Here is a 22,013-nt window from a genome sequence, read left to right as displayed (position 1 = left end):
CCCTTGACGGCAGACGATGGTGGCTCGCTCTTTGAGGTCAGGCGTGCTTGATCGAGGGGCATGATTCGCGTTTAGTCGCTCGACGTCAAACTCCGACAGCCGCGTGGGTAAGCGATCCTGGCTCACATAGCGAAATTCAAGGCCTGGCATCTGCAGCCCCCGTCCAGGTCGCAATCGGAAATTGCGGGCAGATCGCTTGCCGCAGATCACTGCCGAGTCTGCAGACGATAGTTGGAATTACCCCGGAAGTCTTGTTGCAAAAGGCTCTCAGGCGAAACCCCCAGATTTTACCGAGATGGACGATTACCCTTCTCATCGCGCCGACGTGCAGTTCGGGCGCTTAGACAAGCCTGGATGGTGCTGGAACGCGGGGCGCGAACAGGAGCCATAGGGCGGCGGCAAGGGGATGCCCGAATGTATCGGTGTGGCGGAGTTTCAGTTGGCGTGCCCGCCGCAGGCAGGGAACGCCGTCGCCGCGACGGGAGGGCGCGCACCGCTCCCGTCTCGCCACGCTGGCCGACGCGCTATCCGGCCAGCGTCGGCTGCTGGACGTTGCCGCCATCGGTCGACAAACCCGGCTTCTTCGCCACATCCCGCGCGGCCGGCAACGCGACACGCACATAAAGAAACGCGCGCCGTTCGCGATCCGGCAACACTTGCGGCCCGTAACTGATCGTGACCGCGCCATCGTTGATCTCGCCCGCCTGCGCGAAACGCCACGCGCCCGGATCGCTGTCGAGCAGGAATTCGGCGCGCGCATACGCGTGCGGCTCGAACAGTTCGGGAATCGTCACCGTCCGTCCGTCGAGCTTGTCGAGCAACGATTCGACCACGTTGAAGCCATATCCGTCACGCACGATGTCGCAGATGAAGCTGCCCGCGATGCGCGGATTCAGTTCAATCACGTGCGGCACGCCGTCGTGCACGATGCAGTCGAGGTGCACGGGCCCCCACGTGAGCCCGGCGGCCGCGGTCGCCCGCGTGCCGACGTCGATCAGCGCGCGCAGCGTGCCGGCACCGAGATCGAGTTCGGACGTATAGCCGCGTTCGAGAAAGCCGGCGCCGTGCCGCTTCAGCTTGCGCAGCGCGCCGACGTAGCGGCCGTCGAAATACTCGACGCAGTATTCGCTGCCGCTCAGGAATTCCTCGACGACGACACGTTCCATCGCGAGCGCCCGCGCATCGGTTTGCGCGGCGGCGAGCGCATCGAGTTGCGTGCGCACTTCGGCGATGTTCTCGCAGCGCCGGACGCCATCGCTCGCCGAGCCTTCCGACGGCTTGACGACGACCGGAAAGCGCAACGGGTCGGCCGCGGCCGCGAGCGCCGCCGGCGCACCCAGCGTGCCCGTGACGAATTGCGCGGCCGGGATGCCGTGCGCGGCGAGCAATGCCTTCTGGTTCGACTTCGACACCGCGTGCGCGACGTGCCGCGCATCGGGGCCGGGCAGGCCGAGCGCGTCGGCGACCCACGCGGCGGTGCGCGCATAGGTGTCGTGTGCGGTCGTTACGCGCAGCGTGTCGAGCTCGTCCGGAAAACGCGCGCGCAGCCAGCCGGCGAGCTGGCCGGCGTCGGGTTCGAGGTTGATGGTCTCGACGCCGTCGGGAAACGCGCCGTCGAGACGATGGCCGGGCGCGGTGATGACGGTCACGGCCACCCGGCGCGCGAGCGCGGCACGCACGAGTGCGAGGCTGCTGCCGGTGGCGCGTGCGCCGATCACGATGAGTCGCTTCATGCTGGATCCTTGATCGAGGACGGGAGAGCGGGGTGGTGCCGGCTAGCGTGCACGCCTGCGCAGGCGCTGCGCTTCGAGGCGCGGCAACAGGTGCTGGACGACGCGCGGCAGCGTATAGATCGGCAGTTGCGCACACGTGAACACCAGCGCCATGGTCGGCGTGGTCGCGAGCCCGAGCGCGGCCCACATCAGGCCGACGTTGCGGTTGGCGACGATCAGCGCGACGTTGAGCCGCGTGCGGACGTCGCCGGGCGTGAGCGCGTACGCGATGATCTGGAAGCCGGCGTTGACGGCGAACGCGAGTGCGATTGCCGTCAACGCGCGGTGCGGCGCGTCGATGATCGACTGCTGCATGCCGGCCATCGTGCCCAGCGCGAACACCAGCAGCGCGACGACGACGATCGCGTCGATGGGCGTCGCGTAGCGATCGAGCCGCGAACCGGCAAACCGCCGCACGAGTAGTGCAACGCCTTCGGCGCTGCCGATCAGCAGTGCGAGCCGCAACGCGAGACTCACGGGCGAGATCGACACGGCCGCATCGTGGCTGAACCAGGCCGTCAGCAGCGGCGCGGTGAGCGGAACGAACGCCATCGACGCGAGGGTCGCGACGAGCGCGACGCTCGCGTCGAGCGACAGCATCCGTGCGATCGTCGACGTGCCGCTCGACGGCGGCGCGCAGTACGCAATCACCAGCGCGACGACCCAGTCGTACGGCATGCCGGCGAACCGCGCCGCGATGCCGAGCGCGACCGGGCACGCGATCATCGTCGCGGCGGGCAGCAGCAGCGACACGGCCGGCCGTCGCGCGACCGCGCGCACGGCGCCGGGCTCGACGCGCAGCAGCGTGCCCAGCACGAACAGGAACACGGTGACGGGCATCAGCGGCCGTGCAAGGTCCGCGAGCGGCGGAATCAGCAGGCCGAGGCCGACGCCGCACGCGAGCACGGTCGGGCCACGCCGCACGAGTGCGGCGATCAGTGCGCGCACGGGCAAGCCTCGCGCCGACGGCGAACGCAGGTGAAGCCGGAACAGACGGCGGATGGCATGCGGATTCCTCGGAAAGGGGCCGGCCAGCATGGAATGTCCGCTAGGCTAATCCGGATGATATGCGAAGTAAAATGATATAAACTGGATCGGTAACAAGAAAAACTGATATGAACATACCTCTGCTCGAAACCTTCCGTGCTGTCGTGCAGGAGGGCAGTGCGTTGCGCGCGGCCGAACGGCTCGGCTGCACGCAGTCGAACGTGACCGCGCGGCTTCGCCAGCTCGAAGAATCGCTCGACGCGCCGCTGTTCGACCGGCACGGCAAGCGGCTGGTGCTGAACGAAGCCGGGCGCCGGCTGATTCCGTATTGCGATCGCATCCTGCGCCTCGTCGACGAAGCGACGCAGGTGGTGCGCGAGACGCCGGTCGCGCGCAGCTTCCGGCTCGGCTCGATGGAAAGCACCGCGGCCACGCGGCTGCCGGCGCTCGCCGCCGCATTGAAGGCGCACGATCCGGCCCTCGGCCTCGCGGTGCAGATCGGCAGCGAGCCGGAACTGGCCGACGCGCTGCTGCGCGGCCGGATCGACGCCGCGCTCACCGCGCGCGCGGTCGTCCGGCCCGGGCTGCGCTACGAGCCCGCGTTCGCCGAAGACATGGTGCTGGTGAGCGCGGCCACGGTCACGCGCCGGCAATTGCTGGCCGACAACACGGTGCGGCTGCTGGCGTTTCACGACGGCTGCCCGTATCGCGCGGTCGCCGAGCACTGGCTGAAGGCGCGCGGTTTCGCGATCGAATCGGTGTCGTCGTTCGGCACGTTCGGCGCGATCCTCGGATGCGTGGCGGCCGGGATGGGCGTCGCGATCCTGCCGAAGCGGATCACGACCGAACACGTGGCGCGCAAGGAACTGCGCACGCACGCGTTCGACGATCTCGACAGCGTGACGACCTACCTCGTCACGCCCGACGAAGCGCCCGCGCTGCCCGAACTCGACGCATTGCGCGCGGTGCTGGGCCGGCAGGCGGGCGCGTTGCTCGCGCGCTAGCGCCGGAGAGCCGAAGCGCGGCGTCAATAACGCTGGACCGGCGCGACAGCGCGCTCGTCCGCGAAGAAATCGGCCTCGATTTCGCGGATGCGCCGGCAATCCTCGAGCAGCCGCTCGAACGTCGGGCTGTAAAGGCCGACCGTGCCGAGCGCCGTCTGCAGGTCGGTGGTCACGCGCAGCGTGTCGCCCACCTTGATCCACTGCTTGAGCCCGACGAACGACGGCAGCGCCTGGATCGCCTGCCACGTGAAGTCCTGCGCGAGCACGCCGTTGCGCGACGACAGCAGCAGCACGTGTCCGCAGTAGCCGCGAAAATCCGTCGGCGCGGCGACCTCGCCGAACAGCCGCTCCGGATGCAGCACGGCTTCGACGGCGGCCGACACGTGATTCTCGCCGCTGACCGCACTCGTCAGCCGCGGATCGAGGCTGCCGTGCAGCCGCGCGTTCAGTTCGACGATCGTCGGGCCGTCGGCGGTATCGAACAGTTCGAGATGGGTCGGCCCGAAGCGTACGTCGAGCGCGTCGAGCACGTCGGCCGCGTAATCGAGCAGCGGCGCGTAGCGCGGGTCGGCATGGTTCAGCACCAGCATCTTGTCGAGCCGCGGCGCGTGCGAGCGGTCGCGATGTACTTCCCACAGGCTGACCACGCGATGGCGGCCCTCGAACGACACCGAATCGACGATGTATTCCTGGCCCTCGGAATAACTCTGGATCACGATGTCGTCGTTCGGCTGGTTGTACAGCGAACGGGTGGCCAGCACGTCGCGCGCGGCGTGCTCGACCTGCTCGAGCGTCCGGCAGATCTTCACGCCGGTCACGCCCGCGCTGCGTGCCGGCTTCACCACGAGCGGCAGCGCGCCGTGCGCACGCGCCCAGGCGAGGGCCTCGTCGACCGACGTGCTGTGAAAGTGCGCGGGTGCGCGCAGGCCGGCCTGGCGGATGCGCTCGTTCATCGCGAACTTGTCGCGCCGCGCGGCCGACGTCGCGAGCGGGTTCCGATACGGCACGTCGAGCCGCTCGGCGAGCGTGTCGGCCAGTTCGAGCGCCGCGTCGAGGCCGTGCAGCACCGCGCCGATCCGCAGGTCGCTCAATTGCGCGAGCGTCGCGTCGATGTCGCCGCGATGCTGGATCTGGCGGATGTAGTCGGACGCGACGAACTGGTTCCGGTAGATTTCCGGCAAGTCGGGGTCGCTGATCACGTGCGCGCAACGGATGCCGTATGCGCGAAACGCGGGCGCCAGATAGGCGGCCGTCGACGCGCCGTCGACGATCAGGACGGTATCGATGAAGCGATGCTGCATGGATTCCTCGCTCGGCTGTGGGATCGGTTGAAGGGAAGCGGTCGGTACGGGTCAGGCCCGCGTGCCGGCATCCGGCGCGTCGCCCGGCCAGCGCGCGGCCAGCACGAGGCAGACGGCGACGAGCGTGGCCGCGACGGCGAACGCGTGCGACGCGCCTGCGACGATCGCCGCGCCCTGGCCCGCGACCAGCGCACCGAGCGCCGCGACGCCGACGGCGGCGCCTACCTGGCGCGCGGTATTGAGGATCGCGGACGCGGTGGCCGAGCGGCCGGCCTCGACGCTGCCGAGCATCGTCGACGTCAGCGCGGGAATCGCGATGCCGCCGCCGATCGCCATCGCCGCGAGCCCCGGCGCCAGCAGCACGTACGGTGTGTGCGCGGCGAGCGTTTGCCACAGCCACACGTAGCCGGCGAGCGACACGGCGAGGCCGGCGATGACGGTTGCGCGGAACCCGTACCGGACGGCGAGCCGAGCACTCGCGAGGTTGGCAAGCATGATGATCGTGAGCGGCGCGAGCGCGAGCCCCGATTCGGTCGCAGTGAAGCCGCGTGCGCTCTGGAAATAGAGGCTCAGCGAGAAGATCAGCCCGTAGAACGCGGCATTCGTGACCGCGCCGATCGCGAGCACGCCCGGTACGCGCGCGATCCTGAAGAACGCGAGTTGCAGCATCGGTGCGGCCACACGCCGCTCGATCGCGACAAACAGCGCACCGAGCACGACCGACGCAACCAGCGCGCTGGTCGCATACGGGTCACCCGGCCCATGCGCGCCGGCCCGGATGATCCCGCCCGTCAGCAGCCCGAGCACGAGCACCGCGACGATCTGGCCGGCCGGATCGAACAGCCGCGTGCGCGCGGCGGCCGAATCCTGCACGTGGCGCAGCGTGACCCACAGCCCGGCCGCGCAGATCGGCAGGTTGATGAAGAAGATCGCACGCCAGCCGAGCGAATCGATCAGCAACCCGCCGAGCGTCGGCCCGGCCGCGCTGATCGCGCCGCCGGTCGCGCTCCACCACGCGACGGCCTTCACGCGCGCGGCGGCGTCGTTCGCGCAAGCGTGCGTGATCAGCGCGAGCGACGTGGGCAGGATCATCGCGGCGCCGACGCCCTGTGCGACACGCGCGGCGATCAGCGCCGCGAGCGACGGCGCGAGCGCGCAGCCGAGCGATGCGAGCAGGAACAGCGCGAGGCCGTACGCGAACAGCCGGCGGCTGCCGAAGCGGTCGGCCAGCGTGCCGGACGTCAGCAGCAGCGCGGCGAACGACAGCGTGTACGCATCGACGATCCACTGCAGCCCGTGGACGCTCGATCCGAATGAATGGCCGAGGCTCGGAATCGCGACGTTGACGACGGTCACGTCGAGCTGGACGATCGCGAAGCCGAGGCTCGCGGCCGCGACGGTCGGGAAGATCGCACGCAGCGACGTGCGATGCGGCGGCGCGGCGGCGGCCAGTGCGCTGTCGAGCGCCGGAACGCGTTCGCTCATCGCTGCCCCCGCGCCACGCGGTTCGCGACGCGGCGTGCCGGCAACGACGTGTCGCATCCGACGTATCCAAAGGCGCAGCGCAGCAGGCGGTATCGGTTCATATGGCGGGTTCCCGTAGGGCGGATGGGGGCGGCTGCCCGTCGAGAGCCGGCCGCGTCGTCGAATCCGACAGAAAACTAGCATCGACCCGCTAGCGAATACAAATAATAACCAGCGATTTTTTAACAAGTATTCGTGTTAAGGGACGGCGCGAGCGACGCGGCACGATGCCGGCCGCATTGCTGAACTTATATCGATAATGTTTGTTTGCAATCGACTTAATATCATTTCGCAATGCAATGACGGTCTCCTAGTCTTGTCGAGCGCTTCGCACCGAGGACGGCAAAGCGCGGCGGTGGTGCCTACCGCACTTCGATCCAAGATCTTTTTACGAGAGACCTATGACCTACCTCGCAGATGAACGTATCGTCTTGACGGCAGTGGAGTCCGGGCACATCCGGAAGACGCTCGGCGCGCTCGCTTACGATCCCGCCGGCGGCGCCGGCTACATCAGCGCAGTCCGCAAGCTGGCCTACAACGCGTTTCCCGACCGGATCGTCGACGCGTTCGACCGCGCGAAGGCGTCGACCGCGGACGCGCACGGGTCGATCGAGATCGACAACCTGCCGATCGACGACGACGTGAAGGGCAGCCCGAGGTTCGAGGAAACCGGCCGCTCGTTCAAGGCCGGCGTGCTGAGCGAGAACGTGCTGGTCGCGCTGAGCACGCTGGCCGGCGAGCCGTATTCGATTGCGCACGAAGGCCGCGAGCTCGTGAACAACCTGACGCCGCACAAGACGACCGCGCGCGAATACACCGGCCTCGGCTCCGAGGTCGAACTGGATTTCCATATCGAGAATGCCGCGCAGGCGCACATGCCCGAAGGCGACACGTCGCCGTTCGCGTTGCTGCTGCTCGGCGTGCGCAGCGAAGCCGGCGGCGGCCCGTACACGCGGCTCGCCGATGCGCGCCGCGCGCTGCAACTGCTGTCGCCGGACGATCTCGCGCAGCTCTACGGCGAGCACTACATCATCCGCGTGCCGTACCGGTGGCGTGGCGCGGCGCCGACGCCGCGCGACAACACCGACCTGAGCGCCGTGCTGTCGGGGCCGCTCGACGCGCCGCGCGTGACGGTCGCGTTCTATCCGGACATGGTGCTGGCGGTCAATACGCGTGCGCAGGAAGCACTGGCCAACCTGTATCGCGCGGTGCGCGAGGTGTCGTTCGGCGTCCAGGTGTCGCCGGGCAAGCTGGTGCTGATCAACAACCATTTCACGTTGCATTCGCGCGACCGCTTCGATCCGCAATACGACGAGAACGACCGCGCGTTTCGCTGGGTGCAGCGCGTGTTCGTCGCGCGCAGCCTGTGGAATTTCCGTGCGTTCACGCCGCTGCAGGCACGGGTGTTCGATCCGAAGGCGCTGTATGCGGGCGAGTCGCAAGCGAAGCGCCCGTCGCCCGTCGCGCAACCGGTGCCTCAGCGCACCGCTGCAGCCGAACTCGAAGCGACGCCCGCTTGAGCGGGCCGGGAACGCAGCGCGGCGCGCCGACGTATTCCAGCGCTGACCATCGCGCTGCTCCCGCTTGCGTTCGCCCCATGCATCATCGAACAGAAAGGAATCCGGAAAACATGACAAGAACAGCATTCCCCGTTGCGCGCGTCGTTCGCATGCTGGCCGCCGTGCTGATCGGCGGCAGCGTCGCCGCGCAGGCCGCGACGTTCGACCTGAGCCCCGAGCAGCCCGGCCGGCCGCGCGGCACCGTGAACCCGGCGGTCGAGCAGGCATGGCCGGGCGGCTTCAGGTTTGCCGAAGCGAACACGCTGACGATCGGCATCGCACCGAACCTGCCGCCGCTCAGCACGTATGCGACTGACGCGCGCACGGTGGTCGGCTTCGATCCCGATCTCGCGCAGCTCATCGCGGACAGCGTCGGGCGCAAGCTGAAGATCGTGCCGCTCGCGTGGGCCGACTGGCCGCTCGCGCTGCAGTCCGGCAAGGTCGACGCGGTGATCTCGAACGTGACGGTCACCGAGCAGCGCAAGGAGAAGTTCGACTTCTCGACCTACCGGAAGGATCAGCTCGGCTTCTACGTGAAGACCAGCAGCCGGATAACCGCGATCCGCGAGCCGAAGGACGTTGCCGGGCTGCGCGTCGTCACCGACTCGGGCACGAACCAGGAAAAGATCCTGCTCGAATGGAACCGGCAGAACGTCGCGCACGGCCTCGCGCCGGTCGCGATCCAGTACTACGCCGATGCGGCCGAGCGCTGGGTCGCGCTGCAGTCGGGCCGCGTCGACACGATCTTCAGCGTGAATTCGATGCTGGCGTACCAGGCGTCGCTGCGCGGCGATGCGAAGCTCATCGGCACCGTGAGCGGCGGCTGGCCGCGCACCGCGGACATCGCGATCACGACGCGCAAGGGCAGCGGCCTTGCCGATCCGCTGACGATCGCGATCAATGCGCTGATCGCGAACGGCAGCTACCGGAAAGTGCTCGGCCGCTGGAGCCTCGATGCCGAAGCGATCGACCGGTCGCAGACCAATCCGCCGGGACTGCCGGGCACCTGAGCGCAGTACGCGGCGACGCTCGGACGCTCACGTGATCGGCCACTGGAGAATGACGATCCCGTCGTTGTAGTCGCTGTCGGCACCGTCCTCGGCGCCGAGCCAGCCGAGCCACACCTGGTCGCCCGCGGACAGCGGCGCGAGGCGCGCATCGGTTGCGGATTGCCTGCCGTTGGCCGATGCGTCGATCCGGATCTTGCCGCCTTTCGAGTTCAGCGTGAACAGCCTGACGCCGTCGTTGCCATTGCCGACGAACGACGCGGCCGGTTCCGGCGCGTCGTCGATGAACAGCTTCAGGTCCTGCCGGTCGTCGGCATGACGTTTCGGGAGCGGGAAGGGGCCGATTCGCGACAGCTATCGGGCCGCCGGGCGGCCGGCTATCCAATGCTTACCGGTAGGTCCAGAGCCGATGCAGCACGAACGTCGTCGGCGGGATCAGCAGCGCGATCGCGACGATGCTCATCGCGCGCGACACGTCGAGCGCTTCGGCGGCACGCGCGAGCAGCAGCGTTTCGACGAAGCCGGCCAGCGTGACGACAAGAAAACGCAGCGCGTTGCGCGTGCGTACCGTCGACGAGAAGCTCCACAGCGTATTCGCGAGATACGAGAACGCGGTGGCGCAGAGGAACGCGACGGCATTCGCGGCGACCAGCGTCGCATCGAACAGCGCGAACAGCGCCGACGCGACCAGCGTATGGAGCGCGGTCGAACAGAGCCCGGACAAGCCGAAGCGCACGAGCCGCGTGCGCTCGGCATGGAGCAGGTCGATCATGGTTGCTCGCGCGGGTTCAGCGAACGTCGATCCGCGCCCGGTTCGGCTGCATGCGCCGGCGTGCGAGCTGGCGGCGCGCGTCGCGCGCGACCGGGAGTTCGATCACCTTGCCGTGCGCCTGGTAGCGGCGGCGGATCAGGTAGACGGGCCGTTGCTTCGATTCGTCGTAGATTCGCCCGATGTATTCGCCGACGACCCCGATCCCGATCAGCTCGATGCCGCCGATGAACAGCGTGACCGAGATCAGCGACGCGTAACCGAGCACCGGATTGCCGAACAGCAGCGTGCGGAAGATGATGAACGTGCCGTACAGAAAGGCGAGCGCGGCGATGCCGACGCCGATGTAGGTCCAGCTGCGCAGCGGCACCGTGCTGAAGCTGGTGATCCCTTCCAGCGCGAAATTCCACAGCTTCCAGCCGGAGAACTTCGAGTGCCCGGCGCTGCGCGGGTCGCGCTGGTATTCGATGATCACGGTCTGGTAGCCGACCCATGCAAACAGCCCCTTCATGAAGCGGTGCCGCTCGGGCAGGCTGCGCAGCGCGTTCACGACCTTGCGGTCCATCAGCCGGAAATCGCCGACGTTCTCGGGCAGTTTCACGTCCGACAGCAGGTTGTGCACGCGGTAGTAGATCGCGGCTGCCGTGCGTTTCGCGAACGAATCGCACGCGCGGTTGCTGCGCTTCGCCGCCACGACTTCCGCGCCGTCGCGCCAGTGTTCGATCATCACCGGGATCAGGCTCGGCGGGTCCTGCAGATCGGCGTCGAGCGGGATCACCGCGTCGCCGGCGGCTTCGTCGAGGCCGGCCGTCAGCGCGGCTTCCTTGCCGAAGTTGCGGGTGAGATCGATCACGCGCACGCGCCGCTCGCCGGTACTGATCCGGATCAGGCGTTCGAGCGTGTCGTCGCGGCTGCCGTCGTTCACGCAGACGATCTCGAAGCGGATCGCGTCGATCGCCGTCAGCAACGGAATCACGACGTCGAAGAAGCGCTCGACGGCTTCGCCTTCGTTATAGAACGGCACGACCAGCGAGACGAGCGGTGTGTAGGCGGATTCCCGCATGATGATTCCCCTTGTGATGTCGCTTCACCGGTCGGCGCCGATGGTCGGGCGGCCGGAGCGGCGCAATCCGGGCGCCGGGCGGTGGTGCGGTCGGACCGGATGCGCGAAGCCGGTCTCGGTCGAGTCGTCGCGTACGTCGGGCATCGACGGCACGTCGTGTCTTTCCTGCGCGATCCGGCTGACGAGCAGCGCGAGCGAGGCGAGCGTCACGAGCGGCATGAACTGGAACGACAGATACGGCACGACCGCGAGGCCCGCGAGCGGCATCGGCCACAGCAGCATCAGCCATTCGCGATCGAAATGCCGCCAGCCGTGCGTCCATGCATAGCGCGCGTACCACGCGATCACGATGCCGTACCAGGTCAGGTCGTAGTCGTACAGATAAGGGCTGACGAGCAGGCATGCGCAGGCGAGCGTCGCGGCGCGCAACGCGTACGAACATGCGCCGCGCCACGCGTAGACGACGGCGATCGCGGCGCCTGCAGCCGACAGCAACTGAAGGCCGCGCGCGAAGAGCGCGGGCCAGCCGGCCAGCGTCGCCAGCGCGAACACGGTCGGCATGCGCGCGAGCCTGGCGTGACCGGTGCCGACGATCGCGTAGACGTTGCCGATCACATGCGCGAACGTCACCCACGGGCCGATACCGAATGCGAGCGTCGCGAGCGCGGCGCTGCCGGCGATCGTCGCGGCCCACGCGGCCAGCGAACGCCACTGGCCCGCGCACAGCAGCGCGAGCGGGAACAGCACCGCGAGCTGTGGCTTCATCGTCAGCAAGCCGAAGCAGATTCCGGCGCAGATGGGGCGGCGGTTCAGCGCGAGCAGGCCGACACCGGCGAGCATCGCGGTAAAGAGACTGGTCTGGCCGACGATCACGGTGAGGAACGCGCCGGGGAACGCGAGCGCGCACAGCCACGCGGAATCGCGCTGCACGGTCGCGCGGATCGTCGCGGCGAACAGCGCAGATGTGACGCCGAGCCACAGCACGAGCGCCAGCGTATACGGCAGCCAGCCGAGCGGCAGCACGAGCAGCAGCATCGTCGGCGGATAGAGCCACGGCAGCGAGCCGTCCGCGAGCGTCATCGTCGGGACCGCCAGCTTCTGGACCGCGAGCAGTGCCGGGAAATGCCATGCGTCGGCGCCGTGTCCGTGCGCGGCGAGCCACGCGGCGCTCCAGATCGGCGAGAAATCCGGCGAAAGCGGTTCCGGTGCACCGTTGTTCGACAGGAACACGCGGATCAAGTAGATGCCGATGAACAGCAGTTCCGTCAGCAGCACGGCGGCCGCATAGAGGCGCACGCGTTCGCGATTGAGCCAGTGCGGATAGCGGCGCGGGCCCGCGATCGGGAGTTCCGGATGGACATCGACGGTGGAATGCGCATGGCGGGCGAACGAAGGCGCTTTCATTGCGTGCTCCGTGACGCGAGTGCCGTGCGGCGCACGACGACGAACAGCACCGCGAGCAGCACGACCGGCCCGATCTGCGGCAGCTTCATCAACCGGTTGAACATCTCGAAGATCGGCAACAGCCACGCGAGCACGAGGATGCCTTGATCGCCGGGCAGCCAGCCTTCATCGAGGCCGTGCGCGATCAGGCAGAAGATCGCGATGCCGAGCCACGTCAGTTCGTAGTGCCACAGATACGGCGTCGTCAGCAGCGTGGCGACCGCCAGCACTGCGCCGCGCAGGCGCATGTCGCGCGTGCTGCGCCATACATCGATAGCCGCGGCGATCGCGAGCAGTGCGACTGCCGCTTGCGCGGCCAGCGAGGCGGCCACCGGCGCACCCGCGAGCCGCAATGCGGCGAACGGCGTCGGCGACGCAAGCCAGTACGACGCGAGCATGAAATGCTGGTCGCGCACCGTCGACATGGCGTGGCTCAGGCCGTGCAGCGCGCCAGGGCCAGCCAGTGCAATCCCGGCCGCCGCGAACAGCGTCGCGCTGATCGCGGCCGCCGCGAACGTACGCCATGCCCGCGCCGCGATCAGCACGAACGGGAACATGACGGCCAGTTGCGGCTTGATCGCAAGCAGCCCGATCAGCACGCCGGCAACCACCGGGCGCTTGCCGAGCAGATGCAGCGCGAGCGCGGCGAGGCCGGCGGTCAGGACGCTGTTCTGGCCGAACAGGGCGGACATGCACACCCCCGAATACGCGACCACGACGAGCGCCGCGGCGCGCGGGTAGGGAAGATGCGCGCGCAATCCCGACAACCGCGAGACAGCGAACGCGTAGCATAAAAGACTGCCCGCTAAAAAGAGGAAATATGCGGGCAGGAAAGGCACAAGGGCAACCGGCGCGATGAGCAGCAACATCGTCGGCGGATAGAGCCAGGGAAGCGGCCGGTGCTGCAGATACGCACCGAAGTGCGCGAACTCGGCCTGCTGGAATGACGAAATGTCGTAGGCCGCTGCGGCATGGCCTTGCAACACGAGATGCGATGCGGTCCAGAAGACCGAGAAGTCGGTGCCCGGGCGGACGGTGGTGGTCGACGTGAAGCCGTCCGTCACGATGCCCCAGACGGCCAGCAACGCCGTGAAGAGCATCAGCATGATGCAGCTGTACGGAATGATGCGGTCGGCTGTCAGCCATTGAGCACAGCGTATTGCGCGATCGCGCGTTCCACGATTGGCTGTGTACATGATGCCCCGTCTGTAGTGGAGGCCGCGTGGTCTGTCGCAGCCATTTCATGTTGTCGTGCCTGCGGATCGATTCGCTCTGAAACGGCGTTGTCCGGTGAATGCATTGTTGAAGAAAAAATCGCGTGATGCAAACCGCGCACTGAAAGCCGGTATTTAGATTGTTCAGCAATACGCGTGAAAACCGCGTTTTCTGGTATGAACAAACGACCCGGCCGGAATTCATGTTTCTGGCTTGAAACATTCCGCGTTTTTCGCCGGGTTCGCATGCCGCCGATCCGGCGACACGCGACCGGCTTGCCGCGTTCGGGAAAATCCCGAGCAAAAATTTTTGGTCCTTTGCACAGCGCGGCGGCGGGCATTCCGGCTTGCAGCGCTGACGGGAACGCGTATATCAAATCTGAAACATTTTCTGCACTGCGTCACAGGCCGGGGAACGCGGGGATCGCCGGAACCCTTGATACGCCTGGATTTCGCTCGGGATGGCCTGCTCTTTGCGTAAGCGTTGGCACGGCAGTCGACGACGGGATGACCGGCCGGTTCCAACCACAGACAGCGGGAGCCGGATTCGAATCACGTGCGGAAACGAAGGCCGGAGCGCGTCGGGGAACACGCAGCTCCAGGTCGATGAACCGCGAGAATCGCCGTCGATCGACCGATGAGACCCGGTAGCGTCAGGGCAACAAGAAAATCGGCATGGCAGCACATGGGGAATAAAAATGAAAGACCAAAGCACATCGCGGCCGGCTGGCCGCGTTAGAAACGAATTACCGCATCGCCGGGAGTTTGTCTCCCGTTCAACTGGATTCCATGCGCCGAACGGCAGTCACGCCGTTCCGGTCGATCGGCATGCCCGGTTTATCCGGCTGGTCGAACCGTACGCGCATCTCTTGCGTTCCCTCTTTCTGAAATCCGTTCGCACGGACAGGTGTGTGCATCCCTGCCCTCGCAGCTGAGCGTCGCGTTTAGATTTTCTTGTAGTGCCGGTGGTGCCCGTCCCCAACGTCCTGACCGACGAAGGGTATTTAATAGCAGTCCGAAAGGAGAATGCTCATGTCAAGAATCATCGAAAAGATCGCCTGGTTCATGCAGGACCAGGGCGGCGTGACGGCCATTGAATACGGCCTGATCGCCGCGCTGATCGCGATCGGCATCATTGCCGCGCTGACGACGGTCGGTACGGATCTGAAGACCGTATTCAGCACGGTCGCCGACGATCTGGACTCGGTAGTAGCAGCCATTTGATGGACGGTACGACGAACGGCTCATCCGAATCGTTCGTCGGCACCACACGGCATCAACACCATGCCTCGACGTATCGACGCCGGATCAATCGATCCTGCCGGCATGCGAGGGCTTTGAAAGTGACTACGCAAGGAGATCATCATGTCCAAGTTCATTCAACAAGTCAGCCGTTTCGTCCGCGATGAAGACGGTGTGACGGCCATCGAATACGGCCTGATCGCCGCACTGATCGCCGTCGGCATCATCGCCGCGCTGTCGACGGTCGGCAAGGACCTCAAGACCGTGTTCAGCACGATCGCGGACGACCTCGATTCAGCGGTCGCAGCCATCTGATGGACCGTGCCGCGGGCGGCTCGGCCGGTGCAGTGCTCGAGCCGTCCCCGGTCATCTGATCAACCCGGAACCGGAGACCATCATGCAAGCCAGGGTGCGTGCAGTACGTCGCTGGATCAGCGACGAGCAGGGCGTGACGTCGATCGAATATGCGTTGCTCGGAGCCATGTTCGCCGTTGCGGTGCTGGGCAGCGTCGTCACGCTGAAAGACTCGCTGGACGATACGTACGAGGTGATCGCAACAGCCGTGACGGCGGCCGTGACCACTGCGTTGGCCATGGTTTCCTGATCCATCGATTCGCTCCGCGAGGTTCGCCATGTTACCTGTTGCGCCGCCTTACCCGGTTCCGTTGTGCGTGACGCTGCTCGCGGTCGCCGCGGCCAGCACGGATATCGCGACCCGCCGCATTCCGAACCGCCTCGTCGCGGTCGGGCTCGCCGGTGCGCTGGTCGCCCAGTGCATGCTGCACGGCGTCCTGGCAGGCGCACTCGGATGGCTCGCAGGCGCCGCGACCGGCTTCGGCCTGCTGCTGCCGTTCTACCTGTTGCGCGGGATGGCGGCCGGCGACGTGAAGCTGATGCTCGCGATCGGCGCATGGGTCGGCGCGGAAATGACGTTTTACATCGTGTTGGCGACCTTCGTGGCCGGCGGGATCGGTGCCATCGCGTTCGCGCTGTTGCGCGGGCGGATGCGCCAGATGTGGGCGAACGTCCGCGCGCTGATCGCGCGCCGTTCGCAAAGGGCGCGCGCAGGGGCAGCCGACGGCCCCGCGGAAATCGCGTCGGTCGGCACGCTGCCGTACGGCGTGGCGATCGCGGCCGGCACGCTGGGCATGCTGTTCGCGTCGTGCGCCTAGCGCGACGAGCCCGCAACGAGGACGAAACGAACATGAATACGGACCACACCGAACCGAGACGCGACGCGCAGGTGTCCCACCTGCCCGATCCGTTGCCGTCGCGGGAAGCCAATACGAAGAAGGGCACGCAGTTGCCGGCGGCGCCGCGTTCGCTCGACGAAACCGGGCTGAGCATGACGTTCGTCGCCGGGCTCGTGCTGAAGTCGACGCTGATGCTCGGCCGCCCGTCGTACGGCGACCTGGTCGAGCGGCACTGCCTGCCGCTCGCGGTGCTCGACGATGTCTTCGCGTTCCTGGTGCGCGAGCATCTCGTCGAGCTCACTCATCGCGGCGCAACCGATCTCGACGTGACGTTCCGCCTGACCGACGCGGGCCGCGTGCTCGCGTTCGAGGAACGCGCGCGCAGCGGCTACAGCGGGCCCGCGCCGGTCACGCTCGACGCGTATCTCGAATGCGTGAGCGTGCATTCGGTGCGCAAGCTGCACATCGGCCAGAGCGACGTGTGGGCCGCGTTCGAAGGCATCGTGATCGACACCGCGGTCCTCGACGCGGCGGCCGCGGCGCTGAACGCGGGCCGTCCGCTGCTGATCTACGGCCCGGCCGGCAGCGGCAAGACCTTCCTCGCCGAGCGGCTCGGCGCGCTGATGCACGGCCGCGTGCCGGTGCCGCACGCGATCTGCGTGGCCGGCGAAGTGATCCAGATCTATGACCCGCTCGTGCACGTCGACGCGGAATCGCCTGCCGGCGGCCAGTCGGTCGATCGCCGCTGGCGCCTGTGCAAGCGGCCGGTCGTGATGTCCGGCGGCGAACTGACGCTCGACGAGCTCGATCTTCGCCGCGACGAGGCCGCCGGTTTCTACCAGGCGCCGCCGCACATGAAGGCGAACATGGGCATGTACGTCATTGACGATCTCGGCCGGCAGCGCGTCGAGCCGCGCGACCTGCTCAATCGCTGGCTGCGCCCGCTCGATCGCGGCGTCGATTTCATGACGCTCGAATCCGGCAACCGCTTCGTGCTGCCGTTCGACGTGTGGCCGGTGTTCTCGAGCAACTTCGCGCCGGAACAGTTCTGCGACGACGCGTTCCTGCGCCGCCTCGGCTCGAAGCTTCACGTCGGCGCGCTGTCGATCGACGACTACCGCGCCGTATACAACGCGGCCTGCGCATCGCTCGGTCTCGTATCGGCGAGCGATGCGTTCGACTTCCTGCTGCACCGGCTGCATCTGCCGACCGGCAAGGCGTTTCTCGCGTGCTTTCCGGCGGACCTGCTGCGCCTCGTGGCCGCCGGCGCGCGTTACCGCGGCGACCCGCCCGAGGTGACGCACGACGCGCTGTACGACGCGTGGGCGAGCTATTTCGGCGCAGCGCCCGAACGGGACGGCAGCCATCCGCCGCCCATCGAGCGCGGTGGCCGTACGTTCATCACCGGTTGAGCCGTTTCATTCACGAATCGTCGAGGAGCATTGCCATGAAAAACAGTCGAGCGCTCATGATGCTGGTCGTCGCGATGGTCGCGGGTCTTGCCGCGGTCGTGTTCGCGTCCCACTGGCTGGTGCAGACATCCACGAGCTCGGTGACGCCGGTCGCGGTTGCCGCCATCGACCTGAACCTGGGCGAACCGCTCGGGCCGAACCAGATCCACATGGTGAGCTGGCCGTCGGGCAGCGTGCCGACCGGCGCGTTCACCGATACGAAGGGGCTCGAAGGACGCGTCGTGCGTACCAGCCTGTCGCGCGGCGAGCCGGTGATCGAGTCGAAGCTCGCGCCGGTCGGCACGAAGGGCGGGCTGTCGGCGGTGATCGCCGACGGCAGCCGCGCGATCACGGTGCGCGTGAACGACGTGGTCGGCGTCGCGGGTTTCGCGCTGCCGGGCAACTACGTCGACGTGATCGTCAACACGCAGGAGCAGCAGGGCAAGACCGACGGGCAGAGCATCTCCAAGATCGTGCTCGAGCACATCCTCGTGCTCGCCGTCGCGCAGCAGGTCAGCCGCGACGACACCGCACCGAAGGTCGTCAACGCGGTGACGCTGGAAGTCACGCCCGACCAGGCCGAACGGCTCGACCTCGCGCGCAGCGTCGGCACGCTGTCGCTCGTGCTGCGCAACCAGGTCGACCAGAAGACGCTGAACACGGACGGCGCGACCAAGCTGACGTTGCTCGGCAAGGAACCCGTGCCCGAAGCGGCGCCGGCGCCCGCCCGCGTGCGGACGGTGCGCGTGCACGTCGCGTCGCATGCGGCGCCGGAAGTACGGCGCGACTGCGTCGGCGTGCTGGCGGGCGTGAAGGGCAGCGTCGAATGTTTCTGAAACAGATCAATACAGCCACATAAACAGATCGGCCGCCAGCAGGGCACGACGGCCTTGGAAGTCGACAACCGGCACGGCGCCGGTCTCTCGGGGGATCAGACGAAATGAAGATCAAACCGCAATGCACAGGTACCGGCCCACTGCGGACGCGCGTCGCACGGGGCACGATGATGGCCGCGATCCTCTGTTCAGGATGGCTGACCGTCTATGGCGCACTGGCCCAGGAAGGGATTGAAGCGGGCGTGCTGACGAAGGGCGGCGCCAGCGCGCCGGCCGCGGTCGGCAAGGGGCCGATGCAGATGACGATCAGCATGGCGCCGGTACCGGTCGCCGCGGCTGCCGCAACGGCTGGGCCGCTGCGCGGGCCGAACTGCATCGGTGCCGTGCGCGAGTCGACCAGCATCAGCGTGCCGCTCGGCAAGTCGCTGCTGGTGCCGATGCCGGAGCCCGTCCGCAATCGGACGATCGGCAACCCGGCCGTCGCGCAGGCGACGATGGTGTCGCCGCAGACGCTGTACATCCTCGGGCTGTCGGTCGGCACGACCAACATGATCGTGCAGGGCAGGAGCGGCACATGCCGCGTGATCGACGTCGCGGTCGGCGCGGATGCCGGTGGCCTGCAGGCATCGTTGCTGCAGCTGATGCCGAGCGAGCGCGACATCCATGTGTCGACCGCCGCCGGCACGATCGTGCTGGCGGGCAGCGTGTCGAGCTCGCAGGCCGCGCAGCAGGCCGTGCAGATCGCGCACGCCTACGGCGACAGCGCCGGCGACCCCGCTGCGGGCGGCAAGCCGGGCGGCGGCGTGCTGAACATGCTGAGCGTCACGTCGCCGCAGCAGGTGATGCTCGAGGTGAAGGTGGCCGAGGTGTCGAAGACGCTGATCAACCAGATGGGCAGCGCGCTCAACATCCAGGGCGGGTTCGGCTCGTGGAGCGGCGCGCTGGTCAGCAGCCTGCTCGCGGGCGTCTCGAGCGCGGTCGCCTTCAGCAAGGCGAACAACAAGCCGTTCAACATCACGGCCGATGCGCAGAACACCGACAACCTCGTCAAGATCCTCGCGGAGCCGAACCTCGTGACGATCAGCGGCCAGGAAGCGACGTTCCTCGCCGGCGGCAAGATCTTCATCCCGATCCCGCAAAGCAGCGGCAACGGCATTTCGTCGATCACGCTGCAGGAAGAGGAGTTCGGCGTCGCGCTGAAGTTCACGCCGACGGTGCTGGCGAACGGCCGGATCAGCCTGAAGGTCGCACCGGAAGTGTCGGAGCTGTCGCAGACGGGCGTCACGCTGAGCGCGTCCAACATCGGCGGCACGTCGATCCTGCCGCTGATCACGACGCGGCGTGCTTCGACGACGGTCCAGATGAGCGACGGCGAATCGTTCGCGATCGGCGGGCTGATCAAGGACAACGCGAGCGGCGCGCTGAAGGCGATCCCGGGTGTCGGCGAAGTGCCGGTGCTCGGCGCGCTGTTCCGCAGCACGTCGTTCCAGCAGGATCGCACCGAGCTGATCTTCCTGATCACGCCGCATCTGGTGAAGCCACTGCAGACCGCGGACGTGCCGCTGCCGACCGACAGCTTCTCGAAGCCGAACGAAGCCGACGTTTATGCGACGGGCAACATGGAAGGGCGCGGCGGGGTCCGCAAGCCGGGTGCACAACCCGCGAGCGGCGCGGCGGTTGCACCGCAGGCACCGGCCCAGGCACCGGCGCCGGCTCCGGCACCGCAATCGGAAGCCCCGGCCGGTCAGGCCGCCGCACTGCCCGCGCCGCGCGCGCCGCAAGGCACGGACGCGCAGCCGCCGGTGCCGGCCGAACCGCAGAAGACGCCCGCACCGGTGGCGGCAATCGCGCCGCGGCCCGACACGGCAAATGCGGCAAACGCGGCCCGCATCGCGCGTATCGAAGCCGCCGCCGCGCGTCTCGCGGCGGCCGGCCCCGACACGCCGGCGACGCAGGCGGCGCGACCGAAGCACCGGGTGCCCGCGGTTGCCCGGGCGCAGGTCGCGCGCTCGGAACCCCAGTCCACCGATCGTTGAAACCATTCAGGGGAAGCTCATGAAATCCGCCTACCTCGTATTCGTGCGCCGCGCGGCGCTTGCCGCACCGCTCGCGTTCGCGCTTGCCGGCTGCATGTCGTCGAGCCCGGTGTGGGACAGCCGCTTCGGCGACTCGGTTCGCACCGTGATGCAGGCCCAGATCATCGACCCGCATGCCGCCGAACACACGGCATCGGCGTCGGGGGTCGACGGCGGCGCCGCCGCGGCCGCGCTCGACAACTACGACAAATCGTTCAAGCAGCTCCAGCCGCCAGCCAATGCATTCGTCATCGGCATCGGCAAGGCCAGCCAGTAACGACAGCACGCTCAGGGAGAACGCCATGTCCAGCGCAGCTCGCTATCCGAAAGTCACGCGTCGCGGCCTGCATCGCCAGCGCGGCGCCGTCGCGATCATCGTCGGTCTCGCACTGGCGGTGATGATCGGGTTCGTCGGTCTCGCGCTGGACCTCGGCAAGCTGTACGTCACGCGCAGCGAACTGCAGAACAGCGCCGATGCGTGCGCGCTGTCGGCTGCGCGCGACTTGACCTCGGCCATCAGCCTGTCCGTTGCCGAGGCGAACGGCATCGCCGCCGGCCACCTGAATTTCGTGTTCTTTCAGAAAAACTCGGTGCAGATGTCGACGAATTCGAACGTCACGTTCAGCGACTCGCTGTCCAACCCGTTCCTGACGAAGAACTCGGTCACGACGCCGGCGAACATCAAGTACGTGCAGTGCACCGCGACGTTGAGCAACATCGCGCACTGGTTCATCGAGGTGCTGAACGTGCTGCCGGGCACCAAGCTCGCGAACGCGGCGGAAGTGTCGGCGAGCGCGATCGCGACGGTCGGCGGCGGGCAGACGACCTGCGCGATTCCGGTGTTCGTGTGCCGCGCGACGGGCGCGCCGTCCTACAAGGTCGGCGACTGGATCACGTCGCCGTCCGGTTCGACCTACGGGCCCGGCAACTTCGGCTGGGCGGCGCTCGACGGCTCGACGAACGAACCGACCATCGCGGGCGAGCTGTCGGGCAACACCTGCAATATCAAGAGTCCGCCCGACCTCGGCAGCACCGGCCTGAAGTCGGCGTCGCTGCGCGCCTGGAATACGCGCTTCGGCATCTATACGAACGGCGCGAACGGCTCGAGCGGCCAGCCCGACTTCACCGGCTACGCGTATGTCGGCCCGAACTACGGGCCGCCCGGAACGGCGGGCATCAAGGGTGACGCGTACACGCAGTTCGTGACCGATCGCACGAACTACAAGCCCTACCAGGGCGACGGCGCGCCGCCGGCGGGCAGCGGGATCTCCACCAACGGCACCGTGACGGCGAGCAACTACCAGAGCAACGGCGGCGATCGCCGCGTCGCGCTCGCGCCGGAAGGCGACTGCTCGACGCTGAGCGGAAGCAGCGGCAAGGTGCACGTCACGCAATGGGATTGCGTGCTGATGCTCGATCCTGTGCCGTTCAGCCCCGGCAGCGGCGGGGTCATAGCCCACCTCGAATACCTCGGTTCGTCCGTCTCCGGCAACAATCCGTGCGCGACGCACGGCTTGCCCGGCGACGGCAGCGCGTCCGGGGTCCAGGTGCCGATGCTCGTTCAATAGGGAGA

22 protein-coding genes are annotated in these 22,013 nt (G+C 67.5%); 12 read left to right on the top strand and 10 right to left on the bottom strand.

The window, feature by feature from the left end; all coding sequences use genetic code 11:
* Window positions 1-524: 524 nt before the first annotated feature.
* A complete protein-coding gene (locus JYG32_RS36160) occupies window positions 525-1,733 on the bottom strand; it encodes an ATP-grasp domain-containing protein (RefSeq protein WP_249744900.1) in 1,209 nt (402 codons plus the stop codon).
* A 42-nt stretch (window positions 1,734-1,775) separates the two neighbouring features.
* Window positions 1,776-2,720 (bottom strand): hypothetical protein, encoded by a 945-nt coding sequence (locus JYG32_RS36155; RefSeq protein ID WP_213267575.1) that lies wholly within the window; start codon window positions 2,718-2,720, stop codon window positions 1,776-1,778.
* Between the two features lie 167 nt (window positions 2,721-2,887).
* Between JYG32_RS36155 and JYG32_RS36150 the strand changes: the two genes are divergently transcribed.
* Complete coding sequence (locus tag JYG32_RS36150) at window positions 2,888-3,763, top strand: LysR family transcriptional regulator (protein ID WP_174378209.1); 876 nt, start codon at window positions 2,888-2,890, stop codon at window positions 3,761-3,763.
* 23 nt (window positions 3,764-3,786) lie between these two features.
* Here the strand turns inward: JYG32_RS36150 and JYG32_RS36145 are convergent, their stop codons facing one another.
* Together JYG32_RS36145 and JYG32_RS36140 are read right to left on the bottom strand one after the other, a co-directional pair.
* Window positions 3,787-5,064, bottom strand: a complete 1,278-nt coding sequence (locus JYG32_RS36145; protein ID WP_213267574.1) for an ATP-grasp domain-containing protein — start codon at window positions 5,062-5,064, stop codon at window positions 3,787-3,789.
* Between the two features lie 51 nt (window positions 5,065-5,115).
* Window positions 5,116-6,549: an MFS transporter gene (locus tag JYG32_RS36140; RefSeq protein WP_213267573.1), complete on the bottom strand. Its 1,434-nt coding sequence runs from the start codon at window positions 6,547-6,549 to the stop codon at window positions 5,116-5,118.
* Window positions 6,550-6,989: 440 nt separating this feature from the next.
* Here JYG32_RS36140 and JYG32_RS36135 point away from each other — a divergent pair, with 440 nt between their 5' ends.
* Together JYG32_RS36135 and JYG32_RS36130 are read left to right on the top strand one after the other, a co-directional pair.
* On the top strand, window positions 6,990-8,108 hold the full coding sequence (locus tag JYG32_RS36135; RefSeq protein ID WP_213267572.1) for a TauD/TfdA family dioxygenase: 1,119 nt from the start codon (window positions 6,990-6,992) through the stop codon (window positions 8,106-8,108).
* Between the two features lie 110 nt (window positions 8,109-8,218).
* Window positions 8,219-9,157, top strand: a complete 939-nt coding sequence (locus JYG32_RS36130) for an ABC transporter substrate-binding protein (RefSeq protein ID WP_213267571.1) — start codon at window positions 8,219-8,221, stop codon at window positions 9,155-9,157.
* A gap of 27 nt (window positions 9,158-9,184) precedes the next feature.
* Here JYG32_RS36130 and JYG32_RS39800 read toward each other — a convergent pair whose 3' ends face one another.
* The 6 genes from JYG32_RS39800 to JYG32_RS36100 all read right to left on the bottom strand — a co-directional run bounded on the left by JYG32_RS39800 (window position 9,185) and on the right by JYG32_RS36100 (window position 13,984).
* Complete coding sequence (locus tag JYG32_RS39800) at window positions 9,185-9,439, bottom strand: fucose-binding lectin II (RefSeq protein WP_433960891.1); 255 nt, start codon at window positions 9,437-9,439, stop codon at window positions 9,185-9,187.
* Between the two features lie 103 nt (window positions 9,440-9,542).
* Entirely contained in the window at window positions 9,543-9,926 is a 384-nt protein-coding gene (locus JYG32_RS36120) for a GtrA family protein (RefSeq protein ID WP_174383629.1), read from the bottom strand.
* Between the two features lie 16 nt (window positions 9,927-9,942).
* Complete coding sequence (locus JYG32_RS36115) at window positions 9,943-10,986, bottom strand: glycosyltransferase family 2 protein (RefSeq protein ID WP_174383630.1); 1,044 nt, start codon at window positions 10,984-10,986, stop codon at window positions 9,943-9,945.
* A 24-nt stretch (window positions 10,987-11,010) separates the two neighbouring features.
* The gene (locus JYG32_RS36110; RefSeq protein ID WP_213267570.1) at window positions 11,011-12,390 is read right to left on the bottom strand and encodes a glycosyltransferase family 87 protein; all 1,380 of its coding nucleotides are present in this window, start codon (window positions 12,388-12,390) and stop codon (window positions 11,011-11,013) included.
* Window positions 12,387-13,625 (bottom strand): glycosyltransferase family 87 protein, encoded by a 1,239-nt coding sequence (locus tag JYG32_RS36105; protein ID WP_213267569.1) that lies wholly within the window; start codon window positions 13,623-13,625, stop codon window positions 12,387-12,389. The genes JYG32_RS36110 and JYG32_RS36105 overlap by 4 nt, the downstream gene beginning before the upstream one ends.
* Window positions 13,568-13,984, bottom strand: coding sequence for a hypothetical protein (locus tag JYG32_RS36100; RefSeq protein WP_213267568.1), 417 nt, complete (start codon window positions 13,982-13,984; stop codon window positions 13,568-13,570). The genes JYG32_RS36105 and JYG32_RS36100 overlap by 58 nt, the downstream gene beginning before the upstream one ends.
* A 691-nt stretch (window positions 13,985-14,675) precedes the next feature.
* Here JYG32_RS36100 and JYG32_RS36095 point away from each other — a divergent pair.
* From JYG32_RS36095 to JYG32_RS36055, 9 genes are all read left to right on the top strand, one after another.
* Window positions 14,676-14,867: a Flp family type IVb pilin gene (locus JYG32_RS36095; protein ID WP_213267567.1), complete on the top strand. Its 192-nt coding sequence runs from the start codon at window positions 14,676-14,678 to the stop codon at window positions 14,865-14,867.
* A gap of 141 nt (window positions 14,868-15,008) precedes the next feature.
* Complete coding sequence (locus JYG32_RS36090) at window positions 15,009-15,200, top strand: Flp family type IVb pilin (RefSeq protein WP_213267566.1); 192 nt, start codon at window positions 15,009-15,011, stop codon at window positions 15,198-15,200.
* Between the two features lie 82 nt (window positions 15,201-15,282).
* Window positions 15,283-15,489: a Flp family type IVb pilin gene (locus JYG32_RS36085; protein WP_174383636.1), complete on the top strand. Its 207-nt coding sequence runs from the start codon at window positions 15,283-15,285 to the stop codon at window positions 15,487-15,489.
* Between the two features lie 28 nt (window positions 15,490-15,517).
* Complete coding sequence (locus JYG32_RS36080; RefSeq protein ID WP_213267565.1) at window positions 15,518-16,057, top strand: A24 family peptidase; 540 nt, start codon at window positions 15,518-15,520, stop codon at window positions 16,055-16,057.
* 32 nt (window positions 16,058-16,089) lie between these two features.
* Window positions 16,090-17,490 carry an ATP-binding protein gene (locus JYG32_RS36075; protein ID WP_213267564.1) on the top strand — a complete coding sequence of 467 codons (1,401 nt, stop codon included), beginning with the start codon at window positions 16,090-16,092 and terminating at the stop codon, window positions 17,488-17,490.
* A 35-nt stretch (window positions 17,491-17,525) separates the two neighbouring features.
* Window positions 17,526-18,365 (top strand): Flp pilus assembly protein CpaB, encoded by an 840-nt coding sequence (gene cpaB, locus JYG32_RS36070; protein WP_174383639.1) that lies wholly within the window; start codon window positions 17,526-17,528, stop codon window positions 18,363-18,365.
* A gap of 104 nt (window positions 18,366-18,469) precedes the next feature.
* The gene (locus JYG32_RS36065) at window positions 18,470-20,401 is read left to right on the top strand and encodes a type II and III secretion system protein family protein (RefSeq protein WP_213267563.1); all 1,932 of its coding nucleotides are present in this window, start codon (window positions 18,470-18,472) and stop codon (window positions 20,399-20,401) included.
* A gap of 19 nt (window positions 20,402-20,420) precedes the next feature.
* The gene (locus JYG32_RS36060) at window positions 20,421-20,717 is read left to right on the top strand and encodes a hypothetical protein (RefSeq protein WP_213267562.1); all 297 of its coding nucleotides are present in this window, start codon (window positions 20,421-20,423) and stop codon (window positions 20,715-20,717) included.
* Between the two features lie 25 nt (window positions 20,718-20,742).
* The gene (locus tag JYG32_RS36055; protein ID WP_213267561.1) at window positions 20,743-22,008 is read left to right on the top strand and encodes a pilus assembly protein TadG-related protein; all 1,266 of its coding nucleotides are present in this window, start codon (window positions 20,743-20,745) and stop codon (window positions 22,006-22,008) included.
* The last annotated feature ends 5 nt before the right edge of the window (window positions 22,009-22,013 follow it).

The organism is Burkholderia pyrrocinia (genome assembly GCF_018417535.1).
Taxonomy (GTDB): Bacteria; Pseudomonadota; Gammaproteobacteria; order Burkholderiales; family Burkholderiaceae; genus Burkholderia; species Burkholderia pyrrocinia_E.
This window is presented reverse-complemented; position numbering and strand designations above follow the sequence as displayed.

Coding starts and splice junctions, on each gene's coding strand:
- JYG32_RS36160 (WP_249744900.1), bottom strand. CDS start 1,733: ATGAAGCGACTCATCGTGATCGGCGCACGCGCCACCGGCAGCAGCCTC.
- JYG32_RS36150 (WP_174378209.1), top strand. CDS start 2,888: ATGAACATACCTCTGCTCGAAACCTTCCGTGCTGTCGTGCAGGAGGGC.
- JYG32_RS36145 (WP_213267574.1), bottom strand. CDS start 5,064: ATGCAGCATCGCTTCATCGATACCGTCCTGATCGTCGACGGCGCGTCG.
- JYG32_RS36140 (WP_213267573.1), bottom strand. CDS start 6,549: ATGAGCGAACGCGTTCCGGCGCTCGACAGCGCACTGGCCGCCGCCGCG.
- JYG32_RS36135 (WP_213267572.1), top strand. CDS start 6,990: ATGACCTACCTCGCAGATGAACGTATCGTCTTGACGGCAGTGGAGTCC.
- JYG32_RS36130 (WP_213267571.1), top strand. CDS start 8,219: ATGACAAGAACAGCATTCCCCGTTGCGCGCGTCGTTCGCATGCTGGCC.
- JYG32_RS36120 (WP_174383629.1), bottom strand. CDS start 9,926: ATGATCGACCTGCTCCATGCCGAGCGCACGCGGCTCGTGCGCTTCGGC.
- JYG32_RS36115 (WP_174383630.1), bottom strand. CDS start 10,986: ATGCGGGAATCCGCCTACACACCGCTCGTCTCGCTGGTCGTGCCGTTC.
- JYG32_RS36110 (WP_213267570.1), bottom strand. CDS start 12,390: ATGAAAGCGCCTTCGTTCGCCCGCCATGCGCATTCCACCGTCGATGTC.
- JYG32_RS36105 (WP_213267569.1), bottom strand. CDS start 13,625: ATGTACACAGCCAATCGTGGAACGCGCGATCGCGCAATACGCTGTGCT.
- JYG32_RS36100 (WP_213267568.1), bottom strand. CDS start 13,984: ATGCCCGCCGCCGCGCTGTGCAAAGGACCAAAAATTTTTGCTCGGGAT.
- JYG32_RS36095 (WP_213267567.1), top strand. CDS start 14,676: ATGTCAAGAATCATCGAAAAGATCGCCTGGTTCATGCAGGACCAGGGC.
- JYG32_RS36090 (WP_213267566.1), top strand. CDS start 15,009: ATGTCCAAGTTCATTCAACAAGTCAGCCGTTTCGTCCGCGATGAAGAC.
- JYG32_RS36085 (WP_174383636.1), top strand. CDS start 15,283: ATGCAAGCCAGGGTGCGTGCAGTACGTCGCTGGATCAGCGACGAGCAG.
- JYG32_RS36080 (WP_213267565.1), top strand. CDS start 15,518: ATGTTACCTGTTGCGCCGCCTTACCCGGTTCCGTTGTGCGTGACGCTG.
- JYG32_RS36075 (WP_213267564.1), top strand. CDS start 16,090: ATGAATACGGACCACACCGAACCGAGACGCGACGCGCAGGTGTCCCAC.
- cpaB (WP_174383639.1), top strand. CDS start 17,526: ATGAAAAACAGTCGAGCGCTCATGATGCTGGTCGTCGCGATGGTCGCG.
- JYG32_RS36065 (WP_213267563.1), top strand. CDS start 18,470: ATGAAGATCAAACCGCAATGCACAGGTACCGGCCCACTGCGGACGCGC.
- JYG32_RS36060 (WP_213267562.1), top strand. CDS start 20,421: ATGAAATCCGCCTACCTCGTATTCGTGCGCCGCGCGGCGCTTGCCGCA.
- JYG32_RS36055 (WP_213267561.1), top strand. CDS start 20,743: ATGTCCAGCGCAGCTCGCTATCCGAAAGTCACGCGTCGCGGCCTGCAT.